Origin of the sequence: Pseudomonas fluorescens, assembly GCF_902497745.1 — a bacterium.
In the GTDB taxonomy this organism is placed as follows: Bacteria; Pseudomonadota; Gammaproteobacteria; order Pseudomonadales; family Pseudomonadaceae; genus Aquipseudomonas; species Aquipseudomonas fluorescens_BM.
Genome location: NZ_CABVHJ010000009.1, coordinates 25,893 through 43,965, shown reverse-complemented (window position 1 = coordinate 43,965; position 18,073 = coordinate 25,893). Strand labels below are relative to the sequence as shown.

Here is an 18,073-nt window from a genome sequence, read left to right as displayed (position 1 = left end):
GGTCATGGCGGAGTGCCCACTCAGCGGTTTTTGGCACGATTCCCGCAAAAAAGCAGGAGATCCATTGAGGGTCAATACTGAATAGACACGTTGTTGATCGACGAAATGCTTTTTCCTGACCTTTAAGTCAGAAAACCATTGACCGAAAAGTCAGACCTGCTAAATTCGGCTCAAGTCGGTTAACAACAATAATGAGTCTGCGAGGCCTTCCGTGATCCAGTTTTTACTTAACCAGGAACTCCGTAGCGAGCACGCCCTGGACCCGAATCTGACTGTGCTCAATTACCTGCGTGAACACGTCGGTAAATCGGGCACCAAAGAAGGTTGCGCCAGCGGTGACTGCGGCGCCTGCACCGTGGTGGTCGGCGAATTACAGACGGATGACGCTGGCCGCGAACACATTCGCTATCGCAGCCTCAACTCGTGCCTGACCTTTGTTTCGTCGCTGCACGGCAAACAACTGATCAGCGTCGAAGACCTCAAACACCAAGGCGAACTTCACAGCGTGCAGAAAGCCATGGTCGAGTGCCACGGCTCGCAGTGCGGTTTCTGCACCCCCGGCTTTGTCATGTCGCTGTTCGCCCTGCAAAAAAACAGCGATGCACCGGATCATGCCAAGGCCCACGAAGCCCTGGCCGGCAACCTCTGCCGCTGCACCGGCTACCGCCCTATTCTGGCCGCTGCCGAACAATCGTGCTGCGGCAAGCAACCGGATCAGTTCGATGCCCGCGAAGCGGACACCATCGCCCGCCTCAAAGCCATCGCGCCGACCGATATCGGCGAACTCAACAGCGGTGACAAGCGCTGCCTGGTGCCGCTGACCGTCGCTGATCTGGCCGATCTCTACGACGCTTATCCACAAGCACGCCTGCTCGCTGGCGGCACCGATCTGGCGCTGGAAGTCACCCAGTTTCACCGCACCCTGCCGGTAATGATCTACGTCGGCAACGTCGCAGAAATGAAGCGTATCGAAACCTTCGATGACCGCATCGAAATCGGCGCTGCCACCGCCCTCTCCGATTGCTACGAAGCGTTGAACGCCGAGTACCCGGACTTCGGTGAACTGCTGCACCGCTTCGCCTCGCTGCAAATCCGCAACCAGGGCACCCTCGGCGGCAACATCGGCAACGCCTCGCCGATCGGTGACTCGCCACCGCTGCTGATCGCCCTCGGCGCGCAGGTGGTGCTGTGCAAAGGCGAAACCCGCCGCACCCTGAACCTCGACGACTACTTCATCGACTACAAGGTTACGGCCCGTCAGGAAAGTGAATTCATCGAGAAGATCATCGTGCCGCGCGCCAGCGCCGAGCAGTTGTTCCGCGCCTACAAAGTCTCCAAGCGTCTGGACGACGACATCTCCGCCGTCTGCGCCGCCTTCAACCTGCGCGTCGAAAACGGTGTGATCACCGATGCGCGCATGGCGTTTGGCGGCATGGCCGCGATCCCGAAACGCGCCGCCCACTGCGAAGCCGCGCTGATCGGTGCGCAGTTCAACAACACCGTGATCGAACGCGCCTGCGCCGCATTGGCGGAAGATTTCACCCCGCTGTCGGACTTCCGCGCCAGCAAGGAATATCGCCTGCTCAGCGCGCAGAACCTGCTGCGCAAATACTTCATCGAACTGCAAACACCGCACATCGAGACTCGGGTGACCGCTTATGTCTAACCATCACGGCGTAGAGAAAACTCAAGCTGAACTGGCTGAACTGTTCGCCAAGGATCTGACCTCTGGTGTCGGCCGCAGCGTCAAGCACGACAGCGCCGCCAAGCACGTGTCCGGTGAAGCGCAGTACATCGATGATCGTCTGGAATTTCCGAACCAGTTGCATCTGTACGCACGCCTGTCGGACCGCGCCCACGCGAAAATCATCAGCATCGACACCTCGCCGTGCTATGCCTTCGAAGGCGTGCGCATCGCCATCACCCACGAAGATGTACCGGGCCTGAAAGACATCGGCCCGTTGATGCCGGGCGACCCGCTGCTGGCCATCGATGACGTGCAATTCGTCGGTCAACCGGTGCTCGCCGTGGCCGCGAAAGATCTGGAAACCGCGCGCAAAGCGGCGATGGCGGCGATCATCGAGTACGAAGACCTCGAGCCGGTGCTCGACGTGGTCGAAGCCCTGCGCAAACGCCACTTCGTCCTCGACAGCCACACCCACCAGCGCGGCGATTCGGCTTCTGCGCTGGTGACCGCTGAACACCGCATTCAAGGCACGCTGCACATCGGCGGCCAGGAACACTTCTATCTGGAGACGCAAATCTCCTCGGTGATGCCGACTGAAGACGGCGGGATGATCGTTTACTGCTCGACGCAGAACCCCACCGAAGTGCAAAAACTGGTCGCCGAAGTGCTCGACGTGTCGATGAACAAAATCGTCGTCGACATGCGCCGCATGGGCGGTGGTTTCGGTGGCAAGGAAACTCAAGCCGCCAGCCCGGCCTGCCTGTGCGCGGTGGTCGCGCACCTCACCGGCCAGCCGACCAAGATGCGCCTGCCGCGCGTCGAAGACATGCTGATGACGGGCAAGCGTCACCCGTTCTACGTCGAGTACGACGTCGGCTTCGACAGCACCGGGCGCCTGCACGGGATCAACATGGACCTGGCCGGCAACTGCGGTTGCTCGCCGGACTTGTCCGCGTCGATCGTTGACCGCGCGATGTTCCACTCGGACAACTCGTACTACTTGGGCGATGCGACCATCAACGGTCACCGCTGCAAGACCAACACCGCGTCGAACACCGCCTACCGTGGTTTTGGTGGCCCGCAAGGCATGGTCGCGATCGAAGAAGTGATGGACGCGATTGCCCGTCACCTGCAACTCGATCCGCTTGCTGTGCGCAAGGCCAACTATTACGGCAAGACCGAACGCAACGTCACCCATTACTACCAGACTGTCGAGCACAACATGCTCGAGGAAATGACCGCCGAACTGGAACAAAGCAGCCAGTATCACGAACGCCGCGAAGCGATCCGGCGCTACAACGCCAACAGCCCGATCCTGAAAAAAGGCCTGGCGCTGACCCCGGTTAAATTTGGTATTTCCTTCACCGCGAGCTTCTTGAACCAGGCAGGCGCCTTGATCCACATCTACACCGACGGCAGCATCCACCTGAACCATGGTGGCACGGAAATGGGTCAGGGCCTGAACACCAAAGTCGCGCAGGTCGTGGCCGAAGTGTTCCAGGTTGAAATCGATCGCGTGCAGATTACTGCGACCAACACTGACAAGGTGCCGAACACCTCGCCGACGGCGGCCTCCAGCGGTGCTGACCTGAACGGTAAAGCGGCGCAGAACGCGGCAGAGATCATCAAGAAACGTCTGATCGAATTCGCTGCGCGTCACTTCAAAGTGACTGAAGAAGACGTCGAGTTCCACAACGGCCATGTTCGTGTTCGTGACCACATCCTGACCTTTGAAGCGCTGATCCAGCAGGCATATTTCAATCAGGTCTCGCTGTCGAGCACCGGCTTCTACAAGACCCCGAAAATCTACTACGACCGCAGCCAGGCGCGTGGTCGTCCGTTCTACTACTTCGCCTTCGGCGCGGCGTGCTGCGAAGTGATCGTCGACACCCTGACCGGCGAGTACAAGATGCTGCGCACCGACATTCTTCACGACGTCGGCGCTTCGCTGAATCCGTCCATCGACATCGGTCAGGTCGAGGGTGGTTTCATCCAGGGCATGGGCTGGCTGACCATGGAAGAGCTGGTCTGGAACAACAAAGGCAAGCTGATGACCAACGGCCCGGCCAGCTACAAGATCCCGGCGGTGGCGGACATGCCGCTGGATCTGCGGGTGAAACTGGTGGAAAACCGCAAGAACCCGGAAGACACGGTGTTCCATTCCAAGGCTGTCGGTGAACCGCCGTTCATGCTCGGGATTGCGTCGTGGTGTGCGATCAAGGATGCGGTGGCGAGCCTCGGTGACTACAAGCATCAGCCGCAGATCGATGCGCCGGCGACACCGGAGCGGGTGTTGTGGGGGTGTGAGCAGATGCGTCAGCTGAAATCGGTGAAAGCCGTCGAAGCTGAGACCGAGCTGGCTCCGCTCTAGGACCGAGGCGCGGCCATTCGCGAGCAAGCTCGCTCCCACATTTGGAATGCATTCCCCTGTGGGAGCGAGCTTGCTCGCGAAGAGGCCCGAACAGACAACGATGTTGTAGGGGTGAACTATGTACAACTGGATCGACGCCCTCGCCGACCTGCAGAACCAGGGCGAACCCTGTGTGCTGGTGACGATCATCGAAGAACTCGGCTCGACGCCACGCAACGCCGGCTCGAAAATGGTCATCAGCGCTCACCAGAGTTTCGACACCATCGGTGGCGGGCATCTGGAATACAAAGCCATGCAGATCGCCCGCGAGATGCTCGCCAGCGGCAAGCAGGACACTCATCTGGAGCGCTTCAGCCTCGGCGCCAGCCTGGGCCAGTGCTGCGGCGGCGCCACCGTGTTGCTGTTTGAACCGATGGGCCAGGTGCAGGCGCAGATCGCCGTGTTCGGCGCCGGTCACGTTGGCCGCGCCTTGGTGCCGCTGCTCGCCAGCCTGCCCTGCCGGGTGCGCTGGATCGATTCGCGCGAGGCCGAATTCCCCGAACACATCCCCCACGGCGTGCGTAAAATCGTCGCCGAAGAGCCTGTGGATGAAATCGATGAGCTGCCCGCCGGCAGTTACTGCATCGTCATGACCCACAACCATCAGCTCGACCTTGAACTCACTGCCGCGATTCTCAAGCGCAACGACTTCGCCTACTTCGGCCTGATTGGCTCGAAGACCAAACGCGCGAAGTTCGAACACCGTTTGCGTGATCGCGGTTTCGACAGCGGCGTCGTGCAACGCATGCGCTGCCCGATGGGCATCGGCGAGGTCAAAGGCAAACTGCCTGTGGAAATCGCCATCTCCATCGCCGGCGAAATCATCGCCACCTACAACGCCAACTTCGGCCAGCAGACTGCCAGCGCCGAACCGATTGCCAAACTGCTGCCGGTTTCGCGGCGCAGTCAGGCGACCAAACTCAAAGCCTCAAACTGATTAGAGAACCCTCATGCCTCTGACTCGCAAAGCCTACCGCGCCGCCATCCTGCACAGCATTGCCGACCCCGCCGAAGTCGGGATCGAAGCCTCCTACGAATATTTCGAGGATGGCCTGCTGGTGGTCGACGGCGGCAAGATCAGTGCCCTTGGCCACGCCAGTGACCTGCTGCCGACCCTGCCGGCGGACATCGAAATCGAGCACTACCAGGACGCGCTGATCACCCCGGGCTTCATCGATACCCATATTCACTTGCCACAAACCGGCATGGTCGGCGCCTACGGCGAGCAACTGCTCGACTGGCTGAACACCTACACCTTCCCGTGCGAAAGCCAGTTCGGCGACAAGGCTCACGCCGACGAAGTCGCCGACATTTTCATCAAGGAACTGCTGCGCAACGGCACCACCACTGCGCTGGTGTTCGGCAGCGTGCACCCGCAGTCGGTGAACTCGTTCTTCGAAGCGGCCGAGAAGCTCGACCTGCGCATGATCGCCGGCAAGGTGATGATGGACCGCAACGCCCCGGACTACCTGACCGACACCGCCGAATCGAGCTACGTCGAAAGCAAGGCGCTGATCGAGCGCTGGCACGGCAAGGGTCGTCTGCACTATGCGGTCACCCCGCGCTTCGCACCGACCAGCACTCCGGAACAACTGACTCTCGCCGGCCAGTTGCTGACCGAATACCCGGATCTGTACATGCAGACCCACATCAGCGAGAACCTCAAGGAAATCGAGTGGGTCAAGGAGCTGTTCCCGGAGCGCAAGGGCTACCTCGACGTTTACGATCACTACCAATTGCTCGGCGAGCGTTCGGTGTTCGCTCACGGCGTGCACCTATGCGACGAAGAATGCGCGCGTCTGGCAGAAACCGGCTCGGCGATCTCGTTCTGCCCGACCTCGAACCTGTTCCTCGGCAGCGGCCTGTTCAACCTGCCGATGGCCGAGAAGCACAAGCTGAATGTCGGTCTGGGCACTGACGTCGGCGGCGGCACCAGTTTCTCGCTGCTGCAAACGCTGAACGAAGCGTACAAAGTGATGCAACTGCAAGGTGCGCGACTGAGCCCGTTCAAGTCGCTGTATCTGGCAACACTGGGCGGTGCGCGGGCGCTGCGTCTGGAGGACAAGATCGGCAACCTGCAACCGGGTTCCGACGCCGACTTCCTGGTGCTGGACTACAACGCCACACCGTTGCTGAGCTATCGCCTGAAGCAGGCCAACAACATTGCCGAGACGTTGTTTGTGTTGATGACGCTGGGCGATGACCGCACGGTGCAGCAGACGTATGCGGCGGGTGCTTTGGTGCATCAGCGCTAAGCTTTTTCCAAGGCATAAAAAATCCCCCGGTACTTTTCAGTCCGGGGGATTTTTATTGCCTGTCAGGAAGCCTTCGCGAGCAAGCTCGCGAAGGGGTCGACTCGGTGCCAGCTCAGAGCTTGGCCGCAGGACGCCCCGGCTTCTTGGTCTGCAACAAATGCGAGAACACCGCATGCAAATCATCCGACGCGCCTTCCTCATCGAGGTTGAGCTTGCTGTCGATGTGATCCATGTGATGCATCATCAAATTCACCGCCAGCTCACCGTCGCGCTTCTCGATCGCGTCGATCAACTGGGTGTGTTCGTCGTACGAACAGTGCGAACGGTTGCCGCTCTCATATTGGGCAATGATCAGCGACGTCTGCGAAACGAGGCTGCGCTGGAAGCTAATCAACGGAGCGTTCATCGCCGCTTCCGCCAGTTTCAGGTGGAACTCACCCGACAGACGAATACCGGCGCCGCGATCGCCACGCGAGAAGCTGTCGCGTTCATCATTGACCATCTGGCGCAATTCGGCGATTTGCTCGGCCGTGGCGTGTTGCACCGCCAGCTCGGTGATCGCGCGTTCGACCAGACGGCGAGCGAGAAACACCTGACGTGCTTCTTCAACGCTCGGACTGGCGACGACGGCGCCACGGTTCGGCCGCAACAGCACGACGCCTTCATGGGCCAGACGCGAGAGCGCGCGGCGAATGATGGTGCGGCTGACCCCGAAGATTTCCCCCAGCGCTTCTTCGCTCAACTTGGTGCCGGGCGCCAGACGCTGTTCGAGGATGGCCTCGAAGATATGCGCGTAGACAATATCGTCCTGGGTTCCGCTGCGGCCGGCTTTGCCTGCTCGCGGTTGTTTCTTGAGGGGTTGCAACTGTTCGTTCATGGGCACTCGAGTCGGGAGAACTGCGGCGAATAGACCGTGACTGTAATACGGCACAGTAGGTCGCTGGCAAGTATCGCGTAAAAAACAGCGCGATTGTACACAATGAAAGGTGGCAACACGACTGTACGGCTGTTTGTGACTTCGGCTGTATTGCAACGATCCGTTACGATTGAGTTTAGGCTTGATCGCAGAATCCGCCGCCAGAACACCACCTCCCCTGTAGGAGCTGCCGAAGGCTGCGATCTTTTGACTTTAGATTTTGAGAAGCAAGATCAACAGATCGCAGCCTTCGGCAGCTCCTACAAGGGTCTGCGTCATGGCGGACATCTTCATTGGTATAAGGAACACCGCCGTCATGAACGACGTCACGCACACTCAACTGCGTCCACTGGCCGATACCTCGCCCTCGGCGATCGTCGCCGGGTTCATCGCGATGATGACCGGCTACACCAGCTCGCTGGTGCTGATGTTCCAGGCCGGGCAAGCGGCGGGCCTCACCAGCGGGCAGATTTCTTCGTGGATCTGGGCGATCTCCATCGGCATGGCGGTCTGTTCGATCGGTCTGTCGCTGCGCTATCGCACGCCGATCACCATCGCCTGGTCGACGCCCGGCGCAGCGTTGCTGATCACCAGTCTGGGCGGCGTCAGTTATGGCGAGGCCATCGGCGCCTACATCACCTGCGCGTTGCTGGTGACGATCTGCGGCCTGACCGGCAGCTTCGAACGACTGGTGAAAAAGATTCCAGCCTCACTCGCGGCGGCATTGCTGGCAGGGATTCTGTTCAAGATCGGCAGCGAAATCTTCGTCGCCGCGCAACACCGTACCGGGCTGGTGCTGGGGATGTTTTTCACCTATCTGCTGGTCAAACGCCTGTCGCCGCGTTATGCGGTGCTCGCGGCGCTGCTGATCGGCACCGCGCTGTCGGGCTTCATGGGGCTGCTGGATTTCAGCGGTTTTCATCTGGAAGTCGCGACGCCGGTGTGGACCACGCCGCACTTCTCGCTCGCCGCGACGATCAGCATCGGCATTCCGTTGTTCGTGGTGGCGATGACCTCGCAGAACATGCCCGGCATCGCCGTGCTGCGCGCCGACGGCTACAACGTCCCCGCCTCGCCGCTGATCACCACCACCGGTATCGCCTCACTGTTGCTGGCACCATTCGGCTCCCACGGCATCAACCTCGCGGCCATCAGCGCAGCGATCTGCACCGGGCCGCACGCCCATGAAGATCGCAACAAGCGCTACACCGCCGCGGTCTGGTGCGGAGTTTTCTACGGGATTGCCGGGGTATTCGGCGCCACGTTGGCGGCGTTGTTTGCCGCGTTGCCGAAGGAACTGGTGCTGTCGATTGCCGCGCTGGCGCTGTTTGGTTCGATCATCAATGGTTTGAGCATTGCCATGACTGAGGTGAAGGAGCGTGAGGCGGCGTTGATTACCTTTATGGTCACGGCGTCGGGGTTGACGCTGTTTTCCATTGGTTCGGCGTTTTGGGGGATTGTCGCGGGGGTTTTGACGCTGGTGATTTTGAATTGGCGTAAGGCTTAAGGTCAAAAGCCCCTCACCCTAACCCTCTCCCCGGGGGAGAGGGGACTGACCGAGGTGCTTGGAAGAAATACGCCGACGTGGGATACCGGGTCGAACTCAAATTTTGAAAAACCCACAAGTCGGCTCCCTCTCCAGGGGGAGAGGGCTGGGGTGAGGGGTAGCCTCACCACAAATCCCAAACCGAACACCCAAACACCAGACGAAAAAAAACGGCGACCCTCAGGTCGCCGTTTTTTTTCAGTATCACTTAGCCGCGTTGATCGGCTTTTCCGGATACCAAACGTCCAGCAACGGGCTGACTTCATACTTGGTCAGCTCGGAGCGGGTTTTCAGCCAGGCTTCAACGGCAGCGCGCTGCTCTTCGTTGACCGAGCCACGCTTCTGCAGGCATACCAGACCGAAGTCGTCGCCGCCAACATAACCCAGACCATTGGCTTCCATGGCTTCTTTGATGAAGGCTTCGAGGAAAGCGTCAATGGCTTCTTCGGACAAGTCTTCTTTGAAGTCCAGGTTCAGCTCGAAACCCAGCTCTTGAAATTCATCAACGCACAGTTTTTTGCGCAGACGCTGGGAACGGTTAGTCGCCATTGGAACAATCCTCTTAAGTATTAACGGCCGGCACTTTACCAGTTTAAGCGGTCGATTGCCCGACTCTCTGGCCCCTGAAGCCGACCGCCTGTAAAAAAATAACGTATTGGCCGGCTCCGACAAGGCACAAGCTGTAACACCTTGGGGCATAATGCCGACACTTTCATGACCGCTGAGGGCTTTTTCATCCATGTCCTCGTTATTTTCCCCTCGACTGTAGGGTTTTATTTCATATGATCAAATCGTTGCGTCCTCTTCTTCTCGCCGGCCTTCTTCTGCCTCTGGCTCTGCCTGTTTCTGCTGCCACTATCAATACTTCTCTGACTCCCAACGTTGAAAAAGCCCTCAAGGCGAGCAAATTGCAGCCCAGCGCCCTGTCGCTGGTGATGGTGCCGCTCGACGGCCCGGGCACGCCGACCGTGTTCAACGCCGACGTGTCGGTCAACCCGGCCTCGACGATGAAACTGGTGACCACCTACGCAGCGCTGGAAATGCTCGGCCCCAATCATCAGTGGAAAACCGAGTTCTACACCGACGGTGACCTCAACGGCGGCATCCTCAACGGTAACCTCTACCTCAAGGGTGGCGGTGATCCGAAGCTGAACATGGAGAAACTCTGGCTGCTGATGCGCGACCTGCGCGCCAACGGCGTGACCCAGATCACCGGTGATCTGGTACTCGACCGCAATTTCTTCGTGCAGCCGCAACTGCCGGAATTCAACGATGACGGCAATGACGAGAACAAACCGTTCCTGGTCAAACCGGATTCGCTACTGGTCAACCTCAAGGCTCTGCGCTTCGTTGCGCGCAATGACGGCGGTCGCGTGCTGATCTCGGTAGAACCGCCGATTGCCAGCATCCACATCGAAAACACCGTCAAAGCCCTGCCGTCCAAACAGTGCACCGGCGGCGTGCGCTACAACCCGGTGGCGCAGGCCGATGGCAGCGTCAACGTGACCGTTGCCGGCCAGTTGGGCGAAGGTTGCAGCTCGCAGACTTACCTGTCGCTGCTCGACCACGCGACCTACACAGCCGGCGCCGTGCGCGCGATCTGGAAAGAACTGGGCGGCAGTATTCAGGGCAAGGATCGTCTGGCCTCGACGCCGGGCAACGCCAAACTGCTGGCGCGTGCCTACTCGCCGGATCTGGCGGAGATCATTCGCGACATCAACAAATACAGTAACAACACCATGGCTCAGCAGTTGTTCCTCAGCCTGGGGCAGAAATTCCGCAACGATGCCGACGGTGACGATGCCAAGGCTGCGCAACGCGTCGTGCGCCAGTGGCTGGCCAGGAAAGGCATCACCGCGCCGCATCTGGTGATGGAGAACGGTTCCGGTCTGTCTCGCGCCGAACGCGTCAGCGCACGGGAAATGGCGGGCATGCTGCAAGCGGCGTGGCACAGCCCGTATGCCGCTGAATACATCAGCTCGCTGCCGATCGCCGGCACCGATGGCACCATGCGTAAACGCCTGAAAACCACGGCGATGCGCGGTGAGGCGCACGTCAAGACCGGCACCTTGAACACCGTACGCGCGATTGCCGGTTTCAGCCGTGACGTCAATGGCAATACCTGGGCGGTCGTGGCGATCCTCAATGACAAGGCACCGTTTGGCGCGTCGTCGGTGCTCGATCAGGTGCTGCTGGACCTCTATAAGCAGCCGCGATTGCCGCAGACTGCTTCGGTCCTGTAACGCCGTTCAGGCAACACCACAAAACCCTGTGGGAGCGAGCTTGCTCGCGAAGGCGTCAGTACAGTCGATATCTTCCTTGACTGTTCGGGCCCCTTCGCGAGCAAGCTCGCTCCCACAGGGGAATCGCGTCGCGGCTAGCTCATCTGCTCGACGCGATCGCGGCCGCCCTGCTTCGCCGCGTATACACCCGAGTCCGCGCGCAACAGCAGCGCATCCGCGCCCTCCCCCGGTCGCCAACTGGCGATACCGAAACTCGCGGTCACCACACCGACCACATCCACCGGCGCACTGCGCAATCCCTGCCACAGCTCAACCGCCAGCATGTACGCGTGTTCGCCGTCGATGTCCGGGCACAGCACCATGAATTCCTCCCCGCCCAAGCGACAGAACACATCGGTACGTCGCAGACGATGGCCGATCCGTTCGCACACCGCTTGCAGCACCCGGTCGCCCACGGCGTGGCCATACTGATCGTTGATGCGTTTGAAATGGTCGATGTCGAGCATGATCACCGACAGCTCGCCCCCACCGCGCTCGACCCGGGCCATTTCGGTGGTCAGGCGTTCCTGGAAATAGCGACGGTTATGAATGCCGGTCAGCGAGTCGGTCACCGACAGCGCGCGCAATTCTTCTTCCACGCGTTTGAGGTCGGAAATGTCCGAGATATAGCCATGCCACAGCACACCGCCGCCCGGCAGTTCTTCCGGCGTCGCCTCGCCGCGTACCCAGCGCAGACCGCGCTCGGGCAGCTGCACGCGGTATTCCTCGCGCCACGGGCTGAGGCTGTCGGCCGAGGCGCGAATCGAAGAGCGCACGCGTGTAACGTCCTGTGGATGAATGCGCGTGAAGATCGCCTCGGCGTTGAACAACAGCACGTCCGGCTCCAGTTCGTAGATCTCGCGAATGCCGTCGCTGGCGTAGATCACGCTGAAACGCCCGTCGAATTCCATCTTGAACTGATAGATGCCACCGGGCACGTGCGCGCTGAGCTTCTTCAGCAACACATCCCGCGCCGCCAGCACCTCGTGCACGCGCTTGCGCTCAGTGATATCGATGCAGATCGCCAGATGCCCGACCCACAAACCCTGCTCATCCAGTACCGGCGTGGCGAGCATGTTCACCGGAATATGGCTGCCATCACTGCGCACCAGCGTCCACTCACGGGCCTCGTGACCGCCGACTTCGCCACCCTCGACCAGCATCGCGTGGCAGGTCGGGATGCTTTTACCGTAGCGCGCACTCAATTCGGCAGCACGGGCCGTCAGCTCGCGGGGCAGATGCAGGTTTTCCAGGGTCATGTGGCCGACGACATCGGCGCTGCTGTAACCGAGCATTTGTTCGGCGCCGGGGTTGAACGTGTTGATCACACCGCGCAGGTCGGTGGCGATGATTGCTACCTGCGTCGCCGCATTCAGCACACCGCGCAACTGACCGTGGGTGCCGCGCAGCTCCTGTTCGCTGGCATGCAGTTCCTGCGTGCGCTGCTCCACCATAAGCAAGGCGCGCTGACGTTGACTGACCAAGACGTAGAGCAAGGCGCTGAGCAGCAGACTGAGCAAGCCACCCAGAATAATCACACTGCCCACCGACGAATGGTTGGCCTGAACGAACGCGTCGCTCGGCAGGATATCGACCTGATAGTCGTGATCGGCCATGCGCACCAGACGCGTGGCGGACAAATCGCTCGGCGCCGGGTCGTTGGTCGACTCGAACAACACCTCGTGCTGATCATTGGTCGACATGTCGAGAATGCGCACTGACAGGTAGTCATGGAAGGCATCCGGCAAACCGTCGGCCAGCAGCTGGCGCATGCTGATCACCGCCATCACGTAGCCGAACGACTGCCGCTCGCCGTTGCGGCTCACCGGCGCCACCAGCAACACGCCGCGCGCGTAGGACGGCTCAATGCTAACCAAGTGCATGGGTTGCGACACCGCCAGCCCGCCGAGCGCGTCGGCACGTTGCAGGGTGTCGCGACGCAAAGGTTGCGCGAGCAGGTCATAACCCAATGGTGAGCCGAGCCGGCTTTGCGTCTGGCTGTAGAGCACCGGCACGTATTCATCGCGCACGCCAGCCAGTTGCAGCTCGCCTTGAGCATTGAGTTCACGCAGGGTGAAGTTACTCAGGCCTTCGTCACGCACCCGTTGCTCAAACGCAGCGCGCTCGGCTCCATCGACCTTGAGGGCAAACGAATAGGCCTGGGTACGCATTAACAAAGGTTGGGTGTAACCGTCGAATTCGGCGCGGGACACCGATTCAGAGTTGGCGAAGAAGCGGCGCAGGCCGTCGAGGCGTTGCTCCTGATCCTGAAAGCGTTCTTCGATGCGGGTGTAGCGTTCATTGGCCAGCAGTTGAAAACGCTGACGGGTTTGTTGTTGAAACTGATTGAAAGTGGCCCAAGCGAGCAACCCCGTGAGAATCCCGCCGGCGAGCAATACCAGCATCGCGACCAGCCAGGCCGAGACGTCTTCGCTGATAAAACCCAGAATCTTTGGGCGCACGGGGTGCAACGACATAAAGACAACTCACACTACGCCAGCATTTACGGGAAAACCCCATTGACCGTGTGTGAGTTATAGCTATTAGCCACTAATTTAGCCAGCGCGGGCAGATCCACGGAGCCTTTAAAAATCAAGGCTCTGTGGATCCAATTACGCAAAGCGTCAACGAGCCGTGATTTTCCAGGCGCGGTGGATCTTGGTGTTACGGGCGAAATCCGGATCGATGGTCTGCGCGCTGATTTCCTCGACCGCGTAACGCTCGGCGAGGTTTTCTTCCAACTGGAACTTGCGGAAGTTGTTGGAGAAATACAGCACACCACCCGGCGCCAGACGGGCCATGGCCAGGTCAATCAACTGCACCTGATCACGTTGCACGTCGAAGATGCCTTCCATGCGCTTGGAGTTGGAGAAGGTCGGCGGATCGATGAAGATCAGGTCGTATTCGTCGCGACTGCTTTCCAGCCACGCCATCACATCGCCCTGCTCCAGACGGTTCTTGTCCGAATAGCCGTTCAGCGACAGGTTGCGGCGCGCCCAGTCGAGGTAAGTCTTCGACAGGTCGACGCTGGTGGTGCTGCGCGCACCGCCCTTGGCCGCGTGCACGCTGGCGGTCGCGGTGTAGCAGAACAGATTGAGGAAGCGCTTGCCGGCGGCCTCTTTCTGGATGCGCATGCGCATCGGACGGTGATCGAGGAACAGGCCGGTATCGAGGTAGTCGGTGAGGTTGACCAGCAACTTCACGCCGCCCTCGCTGACTTCATTGAACTTGCCTTGCGCAGCCTGACGCTCGTACTGCTTGGTACCGCTCTGGCGCTCGCGGCGTTTGACCACCACGCGGCTCTTGTCGACGTTCAACGCCTGCGGAATCGCTGCCAGAGCATCGAACATGCGCGCCGAGGCTTTTTCCGGGTCGATGGACTTAGGTGCGGCATATTCCTGAACGTGCACCCAATCGTGGTACAGGTCGATGGCCATTGCGTACTCAGGCATGTCGGCATCGTAGACGCGGTAGCAATCGATGCCTTCGCGCTTGACCCACTTGCCCATCGCCTTGAGGTTTTTTTGCAGGCGGTTGGCAAACATCTGCCCGCCTTCGCTCAAGCGCGGCTGCTCGATCACCGGTGCCGGAGCTGGCGTCGGTTTGATCGGGTTGCCGTTCTTGTTGAACTTGCGTTCTTGCGGCTCGTTCGGGGTCTGGTCGTAAGCCGCTTGCTCACGCTCGGCCTGACGCTGTTCCGGGGTACGACGCTCGCCAGTGACGAACTGATCCGGCAGCACTTTGATCAACAGCAGCTTGCACGGCAACGCGCCGTTCCAGAACGAATACTGTTTGTGGCTGCGGATGCCCATGCGCTTGCCCAGATCCGGCGCGCCGGTGAACACCGCCGCTTCCCAGTTCAGGCAGGCCTGACGCAGACGCTCGCCGAGGTTCTGGTAGAGATACAACAGGCTGGCTTCATCGCCGAGACGCTCGCCGTACGGCGGGTTGCAGATGACCAGACCTTTCTGGTTCTGATCCGGACGCGGCTCGAACGTCGCCACTTCGCCCTGGTAGATCTTGATCCACTCGCTCAGGCCTGCGCGTTCAACGTTGTTGCGGCCCGGCTGAATCAGCCGTGGGTCGGCTTCGTAGCCACGAATCCACAACGGTGGCTTGGCCAGACCGGCAGCGGCACGCTCAACGGCTTCTTCATGGAGTTTTTTCCACAGCGCCGGCACGTGACCGAGCCATGCGGTGAAGCCCCACTGCTCACGACGCAGGTTTGGCGCCATGTCGGCGGCAATCATGCCGGCTTCGACGAGGAACGTACCGACACCGCACATCGGGTCAGCCAGCGCGCCGCCTTCAGCGGCAATGCGTGGCCAGCCGGAACGGATCAGGATCGCCGCCGCGAGGTTTTCCTTCAGCGGTGCAGCGCCCTGCTGCAGACGGTAACCGCGCTGATGCAGGCTGTGGCCGGACAGGTCGAGGGAGAGAATCGCTTCGCCGCGATCCAGACGCAGGTGAATGCGCAGGTCCGGGTTGAGCTTGTCGATCGACGGACGGTCGCCCTGCGGCGTGCGCAGTTTGTCGACGATGGCGTCTTTGACTTTCAAGGCGCCGAAGTGAGTGTTGTCGATGCCGGAACCGTGGCCGCTGAATTCAACGGCCAGGGTGCCGTCGCTGAGCATGTGATCCTGCCAGTCGATGTCGAGCACGCCGTGGTACAGGTCTTCAGCGTCCTTCATCGGGAAGCGCTTGAGCACCAGCAACACGCGGTTGGCCAGACGCGACCAGAGGCACAGACGATAAGCGGTTTCCATGGTCGCCATGCCACGCACGGCGGAGGTGTGCTCGCGCGCTTCTTCAAGGCCAAGCCCGACGGCTTCCTCGATGAGCAGGCCTTCAAGGCCTTTAGGGCAAGTGAGGAAGAGTTCGAAACGGTCGGACATGGTATTTCCAGAGCCTTTGGCTAGTGAATCGGCAACGCATTGCCGATCCGGTTTTCAATCAGGCGCTTTTCTAAAAGAACGCCCGCGTGGCACGAAGGTGTGCCGTTCCATCCCCTCTGCTCGGGTTAAAAGAGCTTAGATGCCGGGACAGATAAAAAAGTTGATGCAACAAAAAGTCTTAAAGCGACCCTTCGTCGCTTTATACCCCAGCGCAAACGTGGGTCATTCTCACTAAAGAATTAACCCCATCATCCAGCGCGGGGCCGATCATACCGGGGTTTGCTCAATAATCGTTCAATAAATACGCGGTTACTTATCGCTATAGCATCCTTTTCGTTACGTCCTTATGACAAAACGGTCATTCCATCGCTGTGACTCATTGGTTAGAACTGAACACAGGTTGACGTCGCAACGGCGTCAACACCTTGGCTCGTCACGCCGGCAACGAGCCGCACCATGGCAGGTTTCTTCTGCCAGACCTCAGTTGAGGTCAACGCGATACAAAACAGTCAACAAGTGAGGGAAACACCCTATGAGAAGACTTAAGCGTGATCCGTTGGAAAGAGCATTTTTGCGCGGATATCAATATGGCGTTGGTGGCAAATCCCGTGAGCTTTGCCCATTTACTCTACCGTCGGTACGCCAAGCCTGGATTAACGGCTGGCGAGAAGGACGCGGCGACAACTGGGACGGTATGACCGGCACTGCGGGAATCCACAGACTCAACGAACTTCACGCCGTCGGCTGACACAGGGCATTAATTCCGACACGACAATCTGAATTTGTAACGACTTACCATGCACGTCCTTCCCGGACGGCGGGCTGCGGCCCAGGGGCTCCTTCGAGGAGCCCTTTTTTATGCCTGTCACATTATCTGTGCCATACACAAAACCTGTAGGAGTGAGCCTGCTCGCGATAGCGGTCTTTCAGTCGCTGATGAAGTGACCGAAAGAAAGCTATCGCGAGCAGGCTCACTCCTACAAAGGAACAGTGGTGTCTATGGATCAGCGCAGGGCGGCGATCGCGTCTACGGACTCGCGAATAAGCGCCGGGCCTTTGTAGATGAAACCGGAGTAGATCTGCACCAGGCTCGCACCGGCCAGAATCTTCTCGGCCGCATGCTTGCCTTCAGTGATGCCACCCGCTGCAATGATCGGCAACCGCCCAGCCAACTCGCCGGCCAGTACCTTCACGGTATTGGTGCTCTTCTCACGCACTGGCGCACCGGACAAACCGCCCGCCTCGTCGCCATGCTCCATGCCTTCAACGCCGACACGACTCAGGGTGGTGTTGGTCGCGATCACCGCGTCCATACCGGTTTCGATCAACGCTTGGGCCACCTGCGCGGTTTCTTCATCGGTCATGTCCGGCGCGATCTTGATCGCCAGCGGCACATGCTTGCCATGACGCAGGGCCAGTTCAGCGCGGCGCGTGGCCAGATCGGCGAGCAACTGCTTGAGTGAATCACCGAACTGCAGGCTGCGCAGGCCCGGGGTGTTCGGCGAACTGACGTTGACCGTCACGTAGCTGGCGTGGGCGTAAACCTTGTCCAGGCAGATCAGGTAGTCGTCGACCGCGCGTTCAACCGGGGTATCGAAGTTCTTGCCGATGTTGATGCCCAGCACGCCTTTGTATTTCGCTGCGGCCACACGCGCCAGCAGGTTATCGACACCGAGGTTGTTGAAACCCATGCGGTTGATGATCGCCTCGGCTTCCGGCAAGCGGAAAATCCGTGGCTTCGGGTTGCCCGGCTGCGGACGCGGGGTAACGGTGCCGATTTCAACAAAACCGAAACCCAGTTGCGCGAAGCCGTCGATGGCCGCGCCGTTCTTGTCCAGACCCGCCGCCAGCCCCACCGGGTTCGGAAATTCAAGACCCATGACCGTCACCGGCTTCTTCGCCGGCGCCTTGCACAGCAAGCCGTTGAGGCCCAAACGCCCACCCGCGCCGATCAGATCCAGCGACAGATCGTGGGAGGTTTCCGGGGAAAGTTTGAACAACAGCTGACGGGCCAGGGTGTACATGGGCGGCGATGACTCGGGCGGCGAAAAGAGGCGGCGATTATAGCCGGGCATCGACCTG

General features: G+C 60.0%; 12 protein-coding genes. 7 read left to right on the top strand and 5 right to left on the bottom strand.

Annotated elements, in window-relative coordinates; genetic code table 11:
- The first annotated feature begins 211 nt into the window (after window positions 1-211).
- The 4 genes from xdhA (at window position 212) to guaD (ending at window position 6,352) form a co-directional block, all read left to right on the top strand.
- On the top strand, window positions 212-1,666 hold the full coding sequence (gene xdhA / locus F8N44_RS15670) for a xanthine dehydrogenase small subunit (protein WP_150650933.1): 1,455 nt from the start codon (window positions 212-214) through the stop codon (window positions 1,664-1,666).
- The gene (gene xdhB / locus F8N44_RS15665) at window positions 1,659-4,058 is read left to right on the top strand and encodes a xanthine dehydrogenase molybdopterin binding subunit (protein WP_150650932.1); all 2,400 of its coding nucleotides are present in this window, start codon (window positions 1,659-1,661) and stop codon (window positions 4,056-4,058) included. Before xdhA ends, xdhB begins: the two co-directional genes overlap by 8 nt.
- A 118-nt stretch (window positions 4,059-4,176) precedes the next feature.
- Window positions 4,177-5,034: a xanthine dehydrogenase accessory protein XdhC gene (gene xdhC / locus F8N44_RS15660; RefSeq protein WP_150650931.1), complete on the top strand. Its 858-nt coding sequence runs from the start codon at window positions 4,177-4,179 to the stop codon at window positions 5,032-5,034.
- A gap of 13 nt (window positions 5,035-5,047) precedes the next feature.
- Window positions 5,048-6,352: a guanine deaminase gene (gene guaD, locus F8N44_RS15655; RefSeq protein ID WP_150650930.1), complete on the top strand. Its 1,305-nt coding sequence runs from the start codon at window positions 5,048-5,050 to the stop codon at window positions 6,350-6,352.
- Window positions 6,353-6,464: 112 nt separating this feature from the next.
- Here guaD and F8N44_RS15650 read toward each other — a convergent pair whose 3' ends face one another.
- Window positions 6,465-7,229, bottom strand: a complete 765-nt coding sequence (locus F8N44_RS15650) for a GntR family transcriptional regulator (RefSeq protein WP_007918375.1) — start codon at window positions 7,227-7,229, stop codon at window positions 6,465-6,467.
- A 355-nt stretch (window positions 7,230-7,584) separates the two neighbouring features.
- On the opposite strand from F8N44_RS15650, the gene F8N44_RS15645 reads away from it, so the two are divergent.
- Window positions 7,585-8,775: a benzoate/H(+) symporter BenE family transporter gene (locus tag F8N44_RS15645; protein WP_150650929.1), complete on the top strand. Its 1,191-nt coding sequence runs from the start codon at window positions 7,585-7,587 to the stop codon at window positions 8,773-8,775.
- A gap of 243 nt (window positions 8,776-9,018) precedes the next feature.
- Here the strand turns inward: F8N44_RS15645 and F8N44_RS15640 are convergent, their stop codons facing one another.
- The gene (locus F8N44_RS15640) at window positions 9,019-9,363 is read right to left on the bottom strand and encodes a YggL family protein (protein WP_007916365.1); all 345 of its coding nucleotides are present in this window, start codon (window positions 9,361-9,363) and stop codon (window positions 9,019-9,021) included.
- Between the two features lie 233 nt (window positions 9,364-9,596).
- On the opposite strand from F8N44_RS15640, the gene dacB reads away from it, so the two are divergent.
- Complete coding sequence (gene dacB / locus F8N44_RS15635) at window positions 9,597-11,057, top strand: D-alanyl-D-alanine carboxypeptidase/D-alanyl-D-alanine-endopeptidase (RefSeq protein WP_150650928.1); 1,461 nt, start codon at window positions 9,597-9,599, stop codon at window positions 11,055-11,057.
- Between the two features lie 134 nt (window positions 11,058-11,191).
- On the opposite strand, the gene F8N44_RS15630 is transcribed toward dacB, so the two are convergent.
- Both F8N44_RS15630 and rlmKL read right to left on the bottom strand, forming a co-directional pair.
- Window positions 11,192-13,573 carry a diguanylate cyclase gene (locus F8N44_RS15630; protein WP_150650927.1) on the bottom strand — a complete coding sequence of 794 codons (2,382 nt, stop codon included), beginning with the start codon at window positions 13,571-13,573 and terminating at the stop codon, window positions 11,192-11,194.
- A gap of 147 nt (window positions 13,574-13,720) precedes the next feature.
- Entirely contained in the window at window positions 13,721-15,991 is a 2,271-nt protein-coding gene (rlmKL, locus tag F8N44_RS15625; protein ID WP_150650926.1) for a bifunctional 23S rRNA (guanine(2069)-N(7))-methyltransferase RlmK/23S rRNA (guanine(2445)-N(2))-methyltransferase RlmL, read from the bottom strand.
- A 532-nt stretch (window positions 15,992-16,523) separates the two neighbouring features.
- On the opposite strand from rlmKL, the gene rmf reads away from it, so the two are divergent.
- Window positions 16,524-16,739 (top strand): ribosome modulation factor, encoded by a 216-nt coding sequence (rmf, locus tag F8N44_RS15620; protein WP_003223300.1) that lies wholly within the window; start codon window positions 16,524-16,526, stop codon window positions 16,737-16,739.
- A 256-nt stretch (window positions 16,740-16,995) separates the two neighbouring features.
- On the opposite strand, the gene F8N44_RS15615 is transcribed toward rmf, so the two are convergent.
- The gene (locus F8N44_RS15615) at window positions 16,996-18,015 is read right to left on the bottom strand and encodes a quinone-dependent dihydroorotate dehydrogenase (RefSeq protein WP_034152862.1); all 1,020 of its coding nucleotides are present in this window, start codon (window positions 18,013-18,015) and stop codon (window positions 16,996-16,998) included.
- Between the last annotated feature and the right edge of the window lie 58 nt (window positions 18,016-18,073).

What these genes read in the sequence shown, in the direction of transcription:
- guaD (WP_150650930.1), top strand. Translation starts at nt 5,048, where the DNA reads ATGCCTCTGACTCGCAAAGCCTACCGCGCCGCCATCCTGCACAGCATT.
- dacB (WP_150650928.1), top strand. Translation starts at nt 9,597, where the DNA reads ATGATCAAATCGTTGCGTCCTCTTCTTCTCGCCGGCCTTCTTCTGCCT.
- F8N44_RS15645 (WP_150650929.1), top strand. Translation starts at nt 7,585, where the DNA reads ATGAACGACGTCACGCACACTCAACTGCGTCCACTGGCCGATACCTCG.
- xdhB (WP_150650932.1), top strand. Translation starts at nt 1,659, where the DNA reads ATGTCTAACCATCACGGCGTAGAGAAAACTCAAGCTGAACTGGCTGAA.
- rlmKL (WP_150650926.1), bottom strand. Translation starts at nt 15,991, where the DNA reads ATGTCCGACCGTTTCGAACTCTTCCTCACTTGCCCTAAAGGCCTTGAA.
- F8N44_RS15640 (WP_007916365.1), bottom strand. Translation starts at nt 9,363, where the DNA reads ATGGCGACTAACCGTTCCCAGCGTCTGCGCAAAAAACTGTGCGTTGAT.
- F8N44_RS15630 (WP_150650927.1), bottom strand. Translation starts at nt 13,573, where the DNA reads ATGTCGTTGCACCCCGTGCGCCCAAAGATTCTGGGTTTTATCAGCGAA.
- F8N44_RS15615 (WP_034152862.1), bottom strand. Translation starts at nt 18,015, where the DNA reads ATGTACACCCTGGCCCGTCAGCTGTTGTTCAAACTTTCCCCGGAAACC.
- rmf (WP_003223300.1), top strand. Translation starts at nt 16,524, where the DNA reads ATGAGAAGACTTAAGCGTGATCCGTTGGAAAGAGCATTTTTGCGCGGA.
- xdhC (WP_150650931.1), top strand. Translation starts at nt 4,177, where the DNA reads ATGTACAACTGGATCGACGCCCTCGCCGACCTGCAGAACCAGGGCGAA.
- F8N44_RS15650 (WP_007918375.1), bottom strand. Translation starts at nt 7,229, where the DNA reads ATGAACGAACAGTTGCAACCCCTCAAGAAACAACCGCGAGCAGGCAAA.